The sequence below is a fragment of the Corynebacterium sp. ACRPH genome, assembly GCF_022347285.1.
Taxonomy (GTDB): domain Bacteria; phylum Actinomycetota; class Actinomycetes; order Mycobacteriales; family Mycobacteriaceae; genus Corynebacterium.
The window spans coordinates 106,026-120,219 of the sequence record NZ_JAKRND010000008.1 but is presented as its reverse complement, the minus strand read 5'-3'; the positions used below and the strand labels follow the sequence as shown (position 1 = coordinate 120,219).

Annotated in this window: 12 protein-coding genes, 2 tRNA genes and 1 CRISPR repeat array; of the genes, 6 read left to right on the top strand and 8 right to left on the bottom strand. The window is 64.1% G+C overall.

The features are described from left to right. Positions 1 to 31: 31 nt before the first annotated feature. Positions 32 to 1,341: direct repeats of the CRISPR family, unit length 28 nt; unit sequence GTGCTCCCCGCGCCAGCGGGGATGAGCC. A gap of 44 nt (positions 1,342 to 1,385) precedes the next feature. Both MHX66_RS06090 and MHX66_RS06085 read right to left on the bottom strand, forming a co-directional pair. After that, positions 1,386 to 1,565, bottom strand: coding sequence for a hypothetical protein (locus MHX66_RS06090; RefSeq protein WP_239201193.1), 180 nt, complete (start codon positions 1,563 to 1,565; stop codon positions 1,386 to 1,388). Positions 1,566 to 1,647: 82 nt separating this feature from the next. Further along, a tRNA-Ile gene (locus MHX66_RS06085) sits at positions 1,648 to 1,721 on the bottom strand. A gap of 236 nt (positions 1,722 to 1,957) precedes the next feature. Here MHX66_RS06085 and MHX66_RS06080 point away from each other — a divergent pair. The 3 genes from MHX66_RS06080 to MHX66_RS06070 all read left to right on the top strand — a co-directional run bounded on the left by MHX66_RS06080 (position 1,958) and on the right by MHX66_RS06070 (position 3,568). Next, positions 1,958 to 2,030 (top strand) — tRNA-Asn (locus MHX66_RS06080). Between the two features lie 203 nt (positions 2,031 to 2,233). After that, complete coding sequence (locus MHX66_RS06075) at positions 2,234 to 2,788, top strand: hypothetical protein (RefSeq protein ID WP_239201190.1); 555 nt, start codon at positions 2,234 to 2,236, stop codon at positions 2,786 to 2,788. A gap of 141 nt (positions 2,789 to 2,929) precedes the next feature. Continuing rightward, positions 2,930 to 3,568, top strand: coding sequence for an Ltp family lipoprotein (locus tag MHX66_RS06070; RefSeq protein ID WP_239201189.1), 639 nt, complete (start codon positions 2,930 to 2,932; stop codon positions 3,566 to 3,568). A gap of 52 nt (positions 3,569 to 3,620) precedes the next feature. On the opposite strand, the gene MHX66_RS06065 is transcribed toward MHX66_RS06070, so the two are convergent. The 4 genes from MHX66_RS06065 to MHX66_RS06050 are packed head-to-tail and all read right to left on the bottom strand — an operon-like array spanning position 3,621 to position 7,888. Further along, complete coding sequence (locus MHX66_RS06065) at positions 3,621 to 3,899, bottom strand: metal-sensitive transcriptional regulator (RefSeq protein ID WP_034967151.1); 279 nt, start codon at positions 3,897 to 3,899, stop codon at positions 3,621 to 3,623. Continuing rightward, positions 3,899 to 6,064 (bottom strand): cation-translocating P-type ATPase, encoded by a 2,166-nt coding sequence (locus MHX66_RS06060; protein ID WP_239201188.1) that lies wholly within the window; start codon positions 6,062 to 6,064, stop codon positions 3,899 to 3,901. The genes MHX66_RS06065 and MHX66_RS06060 overlap by 1 nt, the downstream gene beginning before the upstream one ends. Before the next feature lie 25 nt (positions 6,065 to 6,089). Continuing rightward, complete coding sequence (locus MHX66_RS06055) at positions 6,090 to 6,731, bottom strand: MBL fold metallo-hydrolase (RefSeq protein WP_239201186.1); 642 nt, start codon at positions 6,729 to 6,731, stop codon at positions 6,090 to 6,092. A 56-nt stretch (positions 6,732 to 6,787) separates the two neighbouring features. Further along, the gene (locus MHX66_RS06050; RefSeq protein WP_239201184.1) at positions 6,788 to 7,888 is read right to left on the bottom strand and encodes an S-(hydroxymethyl)mycothiol dehydrogenase; all 1,101 of its coding nucleotides are present in this window, start codon (positions 7,886 to 7,888) and stop codon (positions 6,788 to 6,790) included. Positions 7,889 to 8,087: 199 nt separating this feature from the next. Here MHX66_RS06050 and MHX66_RS06045 point away from each other — a divergent pair, with 199 nt between their 5' ends. Continuing rightward, complete coding sequence (locus MHX66_RS06045; protein WP_239201181.1) at positions 8,088 to 8,399, top strand: hypothetical protein; 312 nt, start codon at positions 8,088 to 8,090, stop codon at positions 8,397 to 8,399. Here MHX66_RS06045 and dnaG read toward each other — a convergent pair. Next, positions 8,396 to 10,393 carry a DNA primase gene (gene dnaG / locus MHX66_RS06040; protein WP_239201180.1) on the bottom strand — a complete coding sequence of 666 codons (1,998 nt, stop codon included), beginning with the start codon at positions 10,391 to 10,393 and terminating at the stop codon, positions 8,396 to 8,398. The genes MHX66_RS06045 and dnaG overlap by 4 nt on opposite strands. A 170-nt stretch (positions 10,394 to 10,563) precedes the next feature. On the opposite strand from dnaG, the gene MHX66_RS06035 reads away from it, so the two are divergent. Both MHX66_RS06035 and MHX66_RS06030 read left to right on the top strand, forming a co-directional pair. After that, positions 10,564 to 12,345 carry a GMC oxidoreductase gene (locus MHX66_RS06035; protein ID WP_239201177.1) on the top strand — a complete coding sequence of 594 codons (1,782 nt, stop codon included), beginning with the start codon at positions 10,564 to 10,566 and terminating at the stop codon, positions 12,343 to 12,345. Between the two features lie 10 nt (positions 12,346 to 12,355). Beyond that, positions 12,356 to 12,829, top strand: a complete 474-nt coding sequence (locus MHX66_RS06030) for a ribonuclease domain-containing protein (RefSeq protein WP_239201176.1) — start codon at positions 12,356 to 12,358, stop codon at positions 12,827 to 12,829. Positions 12,830 to 12,867: 38 nt separating this feature from the next. Here MHX66_RS06030 and MHX66_RS06025 read toward each other — a convergent pair whose 3' ends face one another. Continuing rightward, the gene (locus MHX66_RS06025) at positions 12,868 to 14,178 is read right to left on the bottom strand and encodes a deoxyguanosinetriphosphate triphosphohydrolase (RefSeq protein WP_239201175.1); all 1,311 of its coding nucleotides are present in this window, start codon (positions 14,176 to 14,178) and stop codon (positions 12,868 to 12,870) included. Positions 14,179 to 14,194: the final 16 nt, after the last annotated feature.

The window sequence follows — 14,194 nt, the reverse complement described above, 5'->3', positions numbered from 1 at the left end:
AACTCCGCCCCGCCACTAAACCCGCACAACCGTGCTCCCCGCGCCAGCGGGGATGAGCCCCACTTTTCAGACTCCTTGGCGGCGGTCACAGCGTGCTCCCCGCGCCAGCGGGGATGAGCCGTGGGCGGGCGGAGTTTGGGGACCCTAAAGGCGGTGCTCCCCGCGCCAGCGGGGATGAGCCCCGTCATGCCGGAACGTGCCGGCCAGCCCTTGCGTGCTCCCCGCGCCAGCGGGGATGAGCCCGATCAAGAACTGTCGCCGGAGTACATCGAGCGGTGCTCCCCGCGCCAGCGGGGATGAGCCGATTACGGGGGTGTAGGCAGTGGCGATCTCTAGGTGCTCCCCGCGCCAGCGGGGATGAGCCCACAGCTACATCCAACTCACCGACAAGTTCTTCGTGCTCCCCGCGCCAGCGGGGATGAGCCCAACCCGGCGCCCACGTCACAATCCACCTAGCCGTGCTCCCCGCGCCAGCGGGGATGAGCCCCAACCACACAGTCCACCTCACAACCCAAGAAAGTGCTCCCCGCGCCAGCGGGGATGAGCCGGATAATTGGGTGTGGGAGTGGCGCGTCGGCGCGTGCTCCCCGCGCCAGCGGGGATGAGCCCTCATAACCCCCGTCACCATGGAACCAAAACATGTGCTCCCCGCGCCAGCGGGGATGAGCCCAGACAACCCACCTGCACCCCAGTCTGCGTAGAGTGCTCCCCGCGCCAGCGGGGATGAGCCCATCCAACGACTCACCCACCCCCACGCGAATCTGTGCTCCCCGCGCCAGCGGGGATGAGCCCGTCACCACAGACCGCGACACCGGAGCAGGAATGTGCTCCCCGCGCCAGCGGGGATGAGCCCGTCGTATTCAACATGCAGCTAGACCGCAAGGCGTGCTCCCCGCGCCAGCGGGGATGAGCCCTGGGCTCGAACCAGCTGGGCACACCCCATTTAGTGCTCCCCGCGCCAGCGGGGATGAGCCCAGGCCGACCCATTCGCCGACCAGCAAGGGGATGTGCTCCCCGCGCCAGCGGGGATGAGCCCCACGAACAACCCACCACCGGGCTAATGGGTACGTGCTCCCCGCGCCAGCGGGGATGAGCCGTCCAGGTCCCAGTGGAAGAAGGCTTGTTCCTGGTGCTCCCCGCGCCAGCGGGGATGAGCCCAGGCCGACCCATTCGCCGACCAGCAAGGGGATGTGCTCCCCGCGCCAGCGGGGATGAGCCCCACGAACAACCCACCACCGGGCTAATGGGTACGTGCTCCCCGCGCCAGCGGGGATGAGCCGTCCAGGTCCCAGTGGAAGAAGGCTTGTTCCTGGTGCTCCCCGCGCCAGCGGGGAAATGGTCAAGCCCGGTTAACCGCTAGTTCCGCGATCCAGGTGCAGCTTCCCCTACCCCACCGGCACTTCCTTTCGCAGAAAAGCCAGCTGCTCCTCAATAATCTCCGAGAACAGCGGCTCCACGTAGGGGGCGAAGTGGCCGCCCTCGTGAATGTGAACCGTGACGCGGCGAACCTTGCCTGCTGCTTTGAGGGCGACATTTGTTGGAGTGACGGCGTCATTAGACATCACCTGGAAAACGCCAGACAGGAAGCATTCCTGTCAGACGGCGAACAGGGCAACCCTTCCGGCATGCCCTTTTATGTGATCATTGTGGGGCCAGCGGGGCTCGAACCCGCGACCAGCGGATTATGAGTCCGCGGCTCTAACCGACTGAGCTATAGCCCCCAGCAAAGCCAAACCACTCCAACTGAGCGGCTTGCTCACAAACGATTCAACCACACCGCCCGGCGCGGGCACTCATATACCCCGCTTTCGATGTATCCAATCCCTACCGCACCCCAATTGATCCCTCTGAAATGCGCCTCTGAACAGCCGATTTGTCTGTTTGCATCATTGCCATATAGAGTATGATCTCGTTGCACAGGGCAAGGGAATTAACCCCCCAAGCCCACACAGCTTAATCCCCTATAGCTCAGTTGGCAGAGCATTCGACTGTTAATCGAAAGGTCACTGGTTCGAGCCCAGTTGGGGGAGCAACTTACAAGCCCCGATCGGCTGCACTACGCAGAAGATCGGGGTTTGCCGCGTTGGAGCGGAAGCGCTATAACCTTCAAAACTTCGCCACGCAATCGAACTAATACTCGATTATGCGCTGACTTGTCTTGTCGTTGCCTTACACTCACACCTGTTCTCAACCACCACAAGTATTCACCAAGCGAGCTCAGAAGGGTAAGGTAATGAACTATGACGACCACGAACCCCAGCAAACGCCGGGCGTTCCTGACGGGAGTGGGCAGCATCCTCGATCTACAGGGCGCCGCGACGTACCGCCGCATGCAAAGCCTAATGCCACCTCCAGCGCCGAAGACTTCACTCAACGCAGCATTGGTACGAGCATCAGCTCTGAGCAGCTCCGAAACGACCCCGTTCTCCTAGCCCAGGTAACCGCCTACCTAGAAGAAAACCATCTGCACGTCCCGCTACTCATGCCGGACATTGACAAGATGAGCGAACTGCGAAGTGAAACACCTGAGCTGTACTCCGCATATGTGGAGGCTATACGCTCACAGACTCGTGCCGACGAGCTCACTCGCACCGCCCCGTACATCGAGCCTGCCAAAGCTGCGAAAAGAGGCCAGATTTTCGGCCTCACCGCAGTAATCGCAGTCCTAGTCCTTTGTGGCTACTTAGCCTTTTTGGGATACGTAATCAGCGCAAGCATTATTGCTGGATTTGATTTGGTCGCATTGGCGAGCGTTTTTGCCAACGGGCGTCGAACAGAAGACTCCTAACCTCAACTACCCCGCCCACGGAAACAAAATGCCTCCCTGCCGCATCTACTACTACGGCCGGGCTTTGTGCCTTCGCCTTCCACACAGGCGCCGTGCACGCCCCAGCAAGTACCCAGCAACGAGTACCAGGACTTTAGTTAGATGCCTTCCTCCGACAGCGCTCCCCAGAAAGACACCCTCCAAGACCCCATCAACGGCCGCCTCGAACTGATCTTCATCGGCGCCATCGTCCTGGTCGGCATCCTCGTCGCTGCGATTTGGTTCGTTGCCAACAACAAGGGCTACGGTCGCGGAATCAACCCACAGCCCGCCGCAGCCTCCGCGCACCAGCACCCAGCCAGCACTTCGACTACGGCACCGGCCAACGCACCCGCGAAGGCATCCAACGCACCCCAGAGCGAGCTCAACCAATACTCAAAGCCCGAAAGCGAGGCCACCGGCAGCACCGCCATGGAATCCACTGAGAGCACGGCCATCGCCCAGCCAACCGACACTCCCAAAACCCAGCGGCAAGCCAACGATGCCGCCATGACCGCCCTCAAATTCAACCTTTCCGAAAAGGGTCTGCGGGAGAACCTCCAGCTGCAGGGCTACTCCGACGATCAGATCACCACGGCCATCGAAAAGCTCGATCCCGACTGGAACCAGCAGGCCCTCAACTGCGCGCGCAAGCTCAACGAAACAGGCTCTCCCCTGACCGAGGACGAGCTGCTCGAGATGCTGAAGACAAACTCCGGTTTCACCGCGGAGCAGGCCCAGTACGCCATCGACCACCTGTAGCGCAGCCCTGACCCCTGCCCTCCCTAACCCCTGCGCCACGCAGCCCAGCAACCTACCGAACCAGCCGCTTCACGGCCTGGGATACCTCCGCCAGTTTTTCCTCGGCTTCCTCTCCCCCGGCCTCCGCGGCGTGCCGCACGCAGTGGTTCATGTGGTCGTCCAACAGCCCCAGCGCCACGCCCTTCAGCGCAGACTGCAGCGCACTGACCTGCGTGAGGATGTCGATGCAATACTGCTCCTCATCCACCATCCGCTGCAGCCCGCGCACCTGCCCCTCGATCCGCTTCAGCCGCGCCAGGTAGCGCTCCTTATCACTCAAGTACCCGTGCATTATTTGAATCCTTTCAACCGCAGGCTGTTGCTCACCACAAACACGCTGGATAACGCCATCGCCGCCCCGGCCAGCATCGGGTTCAGCAGCCCGAATGCGGCCAACGGGATCGCCGCCACGTTGTAGGCAAACGCCCAGAACAGGTTCATCTTGATCGTCCGTAGCGTCTTGCGCGCCAGCCGCAGCGCATCCGCCACCGCCAGCAGGTCATCGCGCATCACGGTAATGTCCGCAGCCTCGATCGCCGCGTCCGTGCCCGAACCCATCGCGATTCCCAGGTCCGCGCTCGCCAGCGCCGCCGCGTCGTTCACACCGTCGCCGACCATCGCCACGTTCTCCAGCGAGCGGATGTGCGCCACCTTGTCCTCCGGCATCACCCCGGCGATCACCTCGTCGATGCCCACCTCGCGCGCCACGGCGTCCGCCACCTGCTGATTATCGCCGGTCAGCAGCACGGTCTTCAGACCCATCTCGTGCATCTTCCGCACCGCCTCGGCACTGGTGGGCCGCACCGTATCGGCCACGCTGATGGTGCCGATCGCCCGCCCATCCGCGCTCACGCTGACTGTGGTTGCCTTATTTGTGGACGCCCCCTCGTCCCCACGACCAACCCGTATCACCTGGCCCTCTAGGGTTCCCTCCACGCCGTGTCCAGGAAGGTTCCTAAAGCCGGAAACCTCCGGCAGGCCGCCGAACTCCTCCCGGCCGGCCTCTGCAATGGCCCGGCCGATGGGATGCTCCGAGTACACCTCCACCGCCGCCGCGGCACGCAGCACATCCTCGCGCGATGCGTCTCCACTCAGCTTGCCTTCGCTCGGTGCACCTTCGCTGGCACTCTCCGCCGGTTGCACGTCGACCACCCGCATGGTGCCCGTCGTCACCGTGCCGGTCTTATCCATCACCACGGTGGTGATGGCGTGCGCGCCCTCCAAAACCTCGGGTCCGCGGATCAGAATGCCCTGCTCGGCCCCGCGACCCGTGCCGACAAGCAGGGCTGTGGGCGTCGCTAAACCAAGGGCGCAGGGGCACGCGATGATCAGCACCGCGACCGCATTGCTGAAGCCCGCGAACAGCAGCGTAATCAGCGCAATCACGATGACCACCGGAACGAAAATGCCGGAGACCCTATCGGCCAGGCGCTGCACGTCGGCCTTGCCGGACTGGGCCTCGTCGATCAGCTTCGCCATCTGCGCGAGCTTCGTCTGCTCACCCACGTGAGTGGCCTCCACGACCAGGCGGCCGGAGGTGTTGATGGTGGCTCCCGTGACCTCATCGCCGGGGCCGACGTCGACGGGCACGGACTCGCCGGTGAGCATGGACTGATCGATGGCGGACGTGCCGTCCAGGATGCGGCCATCCGTGGCGATCTTCTCGCCCGGGCGGGCCAGGAAGTGGTCGCCGATCTGCAGCTGCTCGATGGGGAGCAACGTTTCCCCGCCATCTCGCAGCACGGTGACTTGCTTGGCGCCCATGTCCGTCAATGCGCGAATGGCATCCCCGGCGCGCTGCTTGGAGCGCTTCTCGAAGTACCGGCCCGCCAGCACGAACGTCACCACGCCCGCGGCGACCTCGAAGTAGATGTCCCCCATCGGGTCGCCCGCGTGGTTCAGGATGGACCAGCCGTGGCGCATGCCCGGCTCACCCGCATGGCCGAAGAACAGCGCATACAGCGACCACAGATAGGCCGCCGAGGTGCCGACGGTGATGAGGGTATCCATCGTCGCCGCACCGTGCTTCAGGTTCACCCACGTGGCCTTGTGGAAAGGCCAGCCCGCCCACAGAATCACCGGGGTGGCCAGGGCGAAGCTGATCCACTGCCAGTAGTCGAACTGCAGCGGCGGGATCATCGCCAGGAGGATCACCGGGGTGGCCAACGCGATGGCAACCACCAGGCGGCGCTTCAGACCGCGCAGCTCCTTGGCGGCGGGGTCGTCGCCGGCGGGCTTCTCCGGCGCAGGCACGCTGCCGCCGTAGCCGAGCTTCTCCACGATGGCGATGTAGGCGTCCGCGTTGGCGGCCGCGCCCTCCCCCGTTTCTATGTGCGCCTTCTCGGTGGCGTAGTTGACGGTGGCGGTCACGCCCTCCTGCTTGTTCAGCTTCTTTTCGATGCGGTTCGCGCAGGAGGCGCAGGTCATGCCTGTGATGTCTAGATCTATTACAGCCATACCCCCAGTATACCCCTAGGGGGTATCAGTATCCACGTTCGATGTACTCCTCGATACGCGCAGCCTCAGCACCCACCGTGGTGGTATCACCGTGGCCGGGGTACACCTTCAAATCGTGCGGCAGGATAAACACCTTGGACTGCAGAGACTCAATGATCCTCGGGAAGCTCGAGTACTTCCGCCCCGTCGCACCAGGTCCACCATTGAACAGCGTGTCACCGGACAGCAGCGCATGCTGCCCCGGAACCTCCACCACGATGCAACCCGGCGAGTGGCCCGGCGTGTGGTACAGGCGCACACCCCACTCCGCCCAGAACGGATCCTCCACGTCAATCGGGGTAAACGGCGCGTCGCCGTTGGATTCCTCCCACAGCATCCGATCATCCTCGTGCAGGTAGACCTTCACTCCCCACTTCTCCGCCAGCTCCGGAGCCAGCTCGCAGTGGTCGTTGTGCGCGTGGGTTAGCAGGATGGCCTCTACGGTCCGATCCCCCACGTGGTCGATCACCGTCTGCGCGTCGTGCGCCGGATCCACCACAATGCACTTGTCACCGTCGGCTAGTAGATAGACGTTGTTATCCACGTCCCACTCGCCGCCATCCAGGCGGAACTTGCCGGAGGTCTCGAACTGCTCGATCTGCGGGTTTTCCAACTTGTTCTCGCTCATGCTCCCTCTTCTATCTCTCGGGCCAAACTGTCTTCCGGGTCTACGCCCCGGCCTGCTTACTTGAACTCCACCACGGAGCGCAGAACCTCGCCCTGCTTCATCTTCTCGAACGCCTCTTCCACGCCATCGATGCCGATGCGCTCGTCCACAAAGCGATCCAGCGGGAAGCGGCCCTCCTGGTATAGGTCCACATACATCGGGAAGTCGCGCTCCGGCAGGCAGTCGCCGTACCAGGAGGACTTCAGCGCACCACCGTGGCTGAACACGTCCAGGAATGGCAGCTCCAGAGTCATATCTGGGGTCGGCACGCCCACCAGCACCACGCGGCCGGCCAGGTCGCGCACATAGAAGGCTTGCTTATACGTCTGCGGCAGACCCACGGCGTCCACCGCCACATCCACGCCGAATCCACCGTTGATCTCCCGGACCTTCTCCACCAGCTCGTCATCCGAAAGCCCCGAGCTATTGATCGTGTGGGTAGCGCCGAACTCCTCCTTGGCGCGGGCAAGCTTGGCGTCAGAAATATCGATAGCAATGATCTTCGTCGCACCCGCAACGGCCGCACCTGCGATCGCGGCCATGCCCACGCCACCTACACCGATGACGGCGATGGACTCGCCGCGCTTGACCTCACCGGTGTTCACTGCGGCGCCGAGACCGGCCATGACGCCACATCCCAGCAGACCCGCGACCGCAGGGTCGGCCTCGGAGTTCACCTTGGTGCACTGTCCTTCGTGGACCAGCGTCTTTTCAGCGAAAGCGCCGATGCCCAGGGCGGCCTCCAGCTCCGTGCCGTCGGTGAGGGTCATCTTCTTCGAGGCATTGTGAGTATCGAAGCAGTACTTCGGCTCGCCCTTCTTGCAGGCGCGGCACTGGCCACACACGGCACGCCAGTTCAGCACCACATAGTCGCCGACCTCCACGTGGGTCACGCGATCGCCAACCTGCTCGACCACGCCAGCGGCCTCGTGGCCCAGCAGGAACGGGTAGTCGTCCGTAATGCCGCCATCGCGGTAGGCCAGGTCGGTGTGGCATACGCCGCAGGCCTGGATGCGGACGATCACGTCGTTATCGCCCGGTTCAGGGATCACAATGTCGGTCAGCTCGACGGGTTCGTTCTTCGTTCGGGAAATTACAGCCTTCACAGTGGTAGTCATGTCACCCACTGTACGGGCGGTTCAGAAAAGCGGCAGCCAGCGTCGGGCGGCGCCGGACCACAGCGCAGGGCAGCGCTAGGCGTCGCCGGCCCCAGCGCCCCGTTCGGCGCCGTCGGGGGCTTCGCGTAGGATTGGGGCACTAACGGCATTAATGCAGCAACCGAGGCAACAAACTAAGGCAAGAAACCAAGGAGCCACCATGATTCAGCTCGTCGTCGGAGCCGCCGCGGGTTACCTGATGGGCACAAAGGCCGGCCGCCGCCGCTATGAGCAAATCCGCCGCGGCTACCAGTCCGCAGTGAACTCGGACATCACCAAGGCCGTTGTGCGTTCCGGCCGTAAGGCTCTGGCCAACCGCCTGGATCCGGAGCCACGCATGCACGAGGTGCGCGACCTGAACCGTTCCACCCGCGATTCCCTGGGCGAAGGCCAGACCATCGTGGAGGCCGACGACCAGCACCCGAACGACCAGATCGACCAGCCAAAGAATCCCTTCAAAAAGAAGCGCTAGCGCGTAAAGTCGCCGAAGTCCGAGGCCCGCTCGTGCAGCGAGCGGCGGTACTTCTCCAACGCAATCACATCCGCAAACAGCGCGTTATACTCCTCTTTCTGCAGGTCGGGGCGCATGCGCTGCATCCGGGACTTCATGTCCGCAATCTCGCTGCCCACCCAACGCTCCTGCATCCGCGCCATGATCGCATCCGCGTAGTACGGCAGCCTCTCCGGCAGGCAATGCAGATCCTCCACCGCCAGCTCGGAGACCACCGCGGCCCCCATCGGGTCCTTCATCTGCGCCGCGATCTTTTCGATCCATCCGGCCCCGCCGTCGCTATTCGCCGCCCCTCCTAATGACGCCACAGCCTCAGCCATCGCCACGTATGTCGGATGCACAAAGCTCTCCGGGGGCATGAGGTCAAAGATGGTGGAGGCCAGCTGCGGTTCCTGCAAAGCCAGCTTCATGACCTCGCGGGGGCCTTCCAGGTAGTCGTCGTTCGGGTTGGGGCGTTCCATGCCCTTGACCACGTGCAGGTTCGGGCCACCTGCACTGTCCGCGCCACCAGCACCAGCGCCGCCCGCGCCAGCCGAGCCCACACCGGCCCCAGCGCCGCCAGCACCAGCAGGACCAGCGCCGGTCTTCAACTTCAACTTCGGCCGCTGCCCGCCGGACTTCCGCGCCTCCTTGCGCACCTGATCCAGCACGTCGTTCGGGTTATCCCAGCCGACCCAGCCCGCGGCCTGGCGGGCGTACTCATCCCGCAGCGCGTCGTCCTTAATCCCCGCCAGCACCGGCACGATGCGCCGCAGGGCGTGCACGCGCCCGTCAATGCTGGCCGTATCGTAGTCCGCGATGAGAGTGCGGATCACGAACTCGAACATCGGAATCCGGGAGGCCACCAGCTCGCGCACGGCCGCGTCGCCACGCTTGATGCGCACGTCGCACGGGTCCTGCCCGCCCGGCGCGACGGTCACATAACTGCGCCCAGAGAACTGCTGGTCGCCCTCGAAGGCACGCATGGCCGCCTTCTGCCCGGCCTCGTCGCCGTCGAAGGTGTAGATGATCTCACCCCGGAAGAACTGGTCGTCCAGCATGAACCGCCGCAGCGCGGACAGGTGCTCCGCGCCGAAGGCCGTGCCACACGCGGCCACCGCCGTATCCACCCCGGCGGCGTGCATAGCCATCACGTCCGTGTAGCCCTCCACCACCACGGCCTGGTGCTTGGCCACGATGTTCCGCTTCGCCTGGTCAATGCCGAACAGCACCTTCGACTTCTTGTACAGCATCGTCTCCGGCGTATTCAGGTACTTGCCCAGCTTGTCGTCGTCGAAGAGCTTGCGGGCGCCGAAACCGATCACATCTCCACTGACGGAACGGATCGGCCACAGCAGGCGGCGGTGGAACCGATCGATCGGACCGCGCTTACCCATGCGCCCCAGGCCCGCCGCCTCAATTTCCTTGAACGTAAAGCCCTTCTGCTGCAGGTGCTTAGTCAGCCGATCCCACCCGGCCGGCGCATACCCGCAGCCGAACTGTTCGGCGTGTTCCATGGTGAAGCCGCGCTCGATGAGGAAGTTGCGGGCAACGTCCGCGCCTTCGGCGTCACCAAGAAATTCCTTACGGTAGAAATCAAAGGCCGCCTTGTTCGCGGCGACCAACCTGCGCCGCGTTCCGGGCTCCTCCCGGTTGCCAGGGCGGCCGCCCTCGTAGTTGATGCGGTAGCCGATGCGCTCGGCGCACGCCTCCACGGCCTCGGGGAAGGACATGTGTTCCATCAGCATGAGGAACTTGAAAACGTCGCCGCCCTGATCCGTGGAAAAGCAGTGGAAGTAGCCATGATTCGGGCGGACATGGAACGAGGGAGTCTTTTCGTCCTTAAAGGGGCTCAGGCCCTTCATGGAATCGACGCCACCCGGTTTGAGCTGCACATACTCCCCCACTACTTCTTCGATGGGGGTCTGCTCTCGAATTGCTTCGATGTCCCGCTCCGGAATCCTGCCCTTAGCCATAGCCACATGCTAGTACAACCCCGGACGGCCCCCTTCTTAGTCCCAGATCGGCCGACCGTCACAACCTAAACAACCTATTTTCTACAAACAACACATCTGGTCAGAACCGGGCGCTAACGTGTTCAAAATAGGATCTACGTCACACTGCACTAACACGAAGGATCACTCCCATGACTGACTCACAGGCTAAATCGCAGGCCGGCTCGCAAACTGTCTCGCAGGCCGCCGGCAACTCCTCCACTCACTACGACGTGCTGATCATCGGCTCCGGGTTCGGCGGCTCCACCACCGCCCTACGTCTGGTGGAAAAGGGCTACAAGGTAGGAATCCTCGAAGCCGGTCGCCGTTTCAAGGACGAAGAGTTCGCCAAGAACTCCTGGCACCTCAAGGACTTCCTGTGGATGCCCCAGATCGGCCTGTACGGCATCCAGCGCATCCACCTGCTCAAGGACGTAATGATCCTCGCTGGCGCGGGCGTGGGCGGCGGCTCACTGAACTACGCGAACACGCTCTACCAGCCTGGCGAGGCGTACTTCAACGACAAACAGTGGAACACCATCACCGACTGGGAAGACGAGCTGACCCCCTACTACCAGCAGGCGCAGAAGATGCTCGGCGTGGTGGAGAACCCCACCATGACCCCCGCCGACGTGTACTCCAAGAAGGTTGCCGAGGAGATGGGCGTGGGCGACACGTTCCGCATGGCGCCCGTCGGAGTCTTCTTTGGAGAAAAGGTCGGGCTCGAAGGTAAGCCGTGTGAGACCGTGAAGGATCCATACTTCGGTGGCGTCGGCCCCGACCGCACCGCCTGCCACGAGTGCGGCGAGTGCATGACCGGCTGTCGCCACGGCGCGAAGAACACCCTGCTGAAGAACTACCTGTACCTGGCCGAGAAGGGCGGGGCGAAAGTCCACGACCGCACCACCGTCACCGACATCACCTTCGATGGCACCACCTGGACCGTACAGGCAAAGCAGACCGGGCCGATCACCAAGCGCAACCCCAAGACCAGCACCTTCACCGCAGATAACCTCGTCGTCGCCGCGGGCACCTGGGGCACTCAGAACCTGCTGCACCGCCAGAAGGCCAACGGCAACCTGCCGAAGCTGTCGGACAAACTGGGGCACCTCACCCGCACGAACTCCGAGGCGCTGCTGGGTGCGAACCGTTCGAACTACTCCCCCGACATGGATTTCTCCGAGGGCGTGGCCATCACCTCCTCCTACTTCCCCGCCCCGGATACCCACATCGAGCCGGTGCGTTACGGCAAGGGATCCAACGCGATGGGCCTACTGCAGACGCTCATGACAGACGGCGATAAGCTACAGCCCCGTTTCCTGGAGTTCATCAAGCAAATCTTCCTGCAATACAAGGCGATCCCTCGCCTGGTGAACCTAAACAAGTGGTCGCAGCGCACCGTCATCAACCTGGTGATGCAGACCCGTGATAACTCCCTGCGCACCTTCCTGCGCAAGATCGGCCCGTTCAACATGCTGAGCTCCGAGCAGGGCACCGGCGAGCCCAACCCCACCTGGATCCCCGAGGGCAACGCGGCCACCCGAATCCTGGCGAAGATGTTGCCGAAGGGCGTGGCCGGCGGCGTGTGGTCGGAGGTCTTCAATATCCCTCTGACCGCGCACTTCCTGGGCGGTTGCGTGATCGGCTCCTCACCTGAGCACGGCGTGGTGGATCCCTACCACCGCGCATGGGGCTACCCGAGCCTGTTCATCACCGATGGTTCCGCCATCACCGCGAACCCGGGCGTGAACCCCTCCCTGTCCATCACCGCGAATGCCGAGCGCGCTGCCGCCATGTGGCCGAACAAGGGCGAGGCCGACCCGCGCCCACCGCAGTCCGAGGGCTACCGCCGCATCAACCCGGTGCAGCCGAACAACCCGATCGTTCCGGACGACGCCCCGGCCGCCCTCCGCCTGCCACTGCGCGTGCTCTAAACTCTTCCCTATGTCTCAGGGAAGTCTGCAGAGTCTCGTGCCCAAGAAATGGGCCAAGTACGCCACGCCGATTGTCGGCGCGGCGGTCGTCGCGGCCGGCTGGTTCGGCCTGCAAGGCGGCGATGGAGCCGACGGAAATGACGGCAACGGCGGTGCGGCTTCCGGTGTTTCTAGCAATGACGCCGACATCTGCGCCGTTGACACCCTCCCGCCGGAGGCCAAGAAGCAGATCGACGACATTTTGCAGGGCGCTCCGCCGGACGACGGAGACGCCGACGGCAAGCACTTCGGCAACTACGAAGGCCTGCTGCCGAAGGAAAAGGGCAGCTACTACCGCGAATACACCGTAAAAACCCCGGGGCTTAACCACCGGGGTGAGCGCCGGATCGTCGTCGGCGGCGGCACTGAAACCGACCCGGACGTGTGGTATTACACGTCCGACCACTTCGAGAGCTTCTGCTCTATCCCAGACGCGGAGGATTAACCGGGGGCTCTCGCTAGTTCGCGCCGCCCTGCTCGCAGCTAGGCCCAGGCGGCGCTGATTCCGCTGGCGCGCTTGTCCAGCCGCTCCAACCGGGATTCCGTCAGCGAGGCCACCTGGTCGATGACTACGCGGCGTGCCTCACGGTCGGAGGCTGCGGCGTCAAACCACGAAGAAAACATTGGGTCCAGCGCGCCCGAGCCGCCGCGCCAGAGGTAGTCCGTGACGCGAAAGATGCGCTCGCGCTGACGCTGCTGGTTGGCCAGATGTTGGGCCTCGTCCATGACATACAGGACCGCAACGGACTTCAGCAGTGTGACCTCCGCCTGCACCGGCTCGGGGATCACCAGGTCGGCGGCGTAGCGGCCCAGCGCCCCCTCGCCGAACTGCTGGCGGGTGCCCGTGACGGCGGCGGTGACGAAGCGGGAAACCAACTCCGAGGTCATTGCCTTTAGCGCGGCGAGATCTTGCATCGAGCCGCGGAAATCCGCCGCCCGGGAGATCAAGGTCATCGCGCGCAGGCGGTCGGCAGCCTCCAGCAGCTCCTCCGGGGTGCCGCCGAAAACGCGGGCGCCCTTCTCCGCCAAGGCAGCCAGCTCCACCAAGTCCCACAGCACGCCGAAGTCGATGCGCCCGGAAAGAATGCCATCCTCCACGTCGTGCACCGAGTACGCGACGTCATCGGACCAGTCCATGATCTGCGCCTCCAGGCACTTCCGCCCCTCCGGCGCGCCCTCGCGGATCCACTTGAGAGTCTCCACGTCCTCGGCGTAGGCGGAGTACTTTGCGCGCTTGTTACCGTGCTCGTCGACCGGCCCCCACGGGTATTTGCAGGCTGCATCCAGGCTGGCGCGAGTGAGGTTCAGGCCGTAGGAGACGGGCGCGGCGCCTGCATTAGTGCCCGCACCGACGGCGCCGTCCCCCAGCACCTTCGGCTCCAGCCGGGCGAGAATGCGCAGCGTCTGCGCGTTGCCCTCGAAGCCGCCACAATCGGCGGCGGCTTCATCCAGCGCGCGCTCGCCGTTGTGCCCATAAGGCGGGTGGCCAATGTCGTGGCTCAGGCCTGCCAGCTCCGTCAGATCCGGGTCCGCGCCCAATGTTTTGCCGATCCCGCGGGCGATCTGCGCGACCTCCAGCGAGTGCGTCAGGCGGGTACGCGGCGTATCTCCCGACCCCGGCCCCACGACCTGCGTCTTATCCGCCAGCCGCCGCAGCGCCGCGGAGTGCAGCACGCGCGCCCGGTCGCGGTCGAAGCTATCGCGCCCGTCCACCACCGCCCCGGGCAGCCCCAGGGTCTTCGGCCGATCCGGCAGCCGCCGCTGCTGGTCGTGATCGCTATAGGGGTAACGCATGTCCTCTTTCCACTTC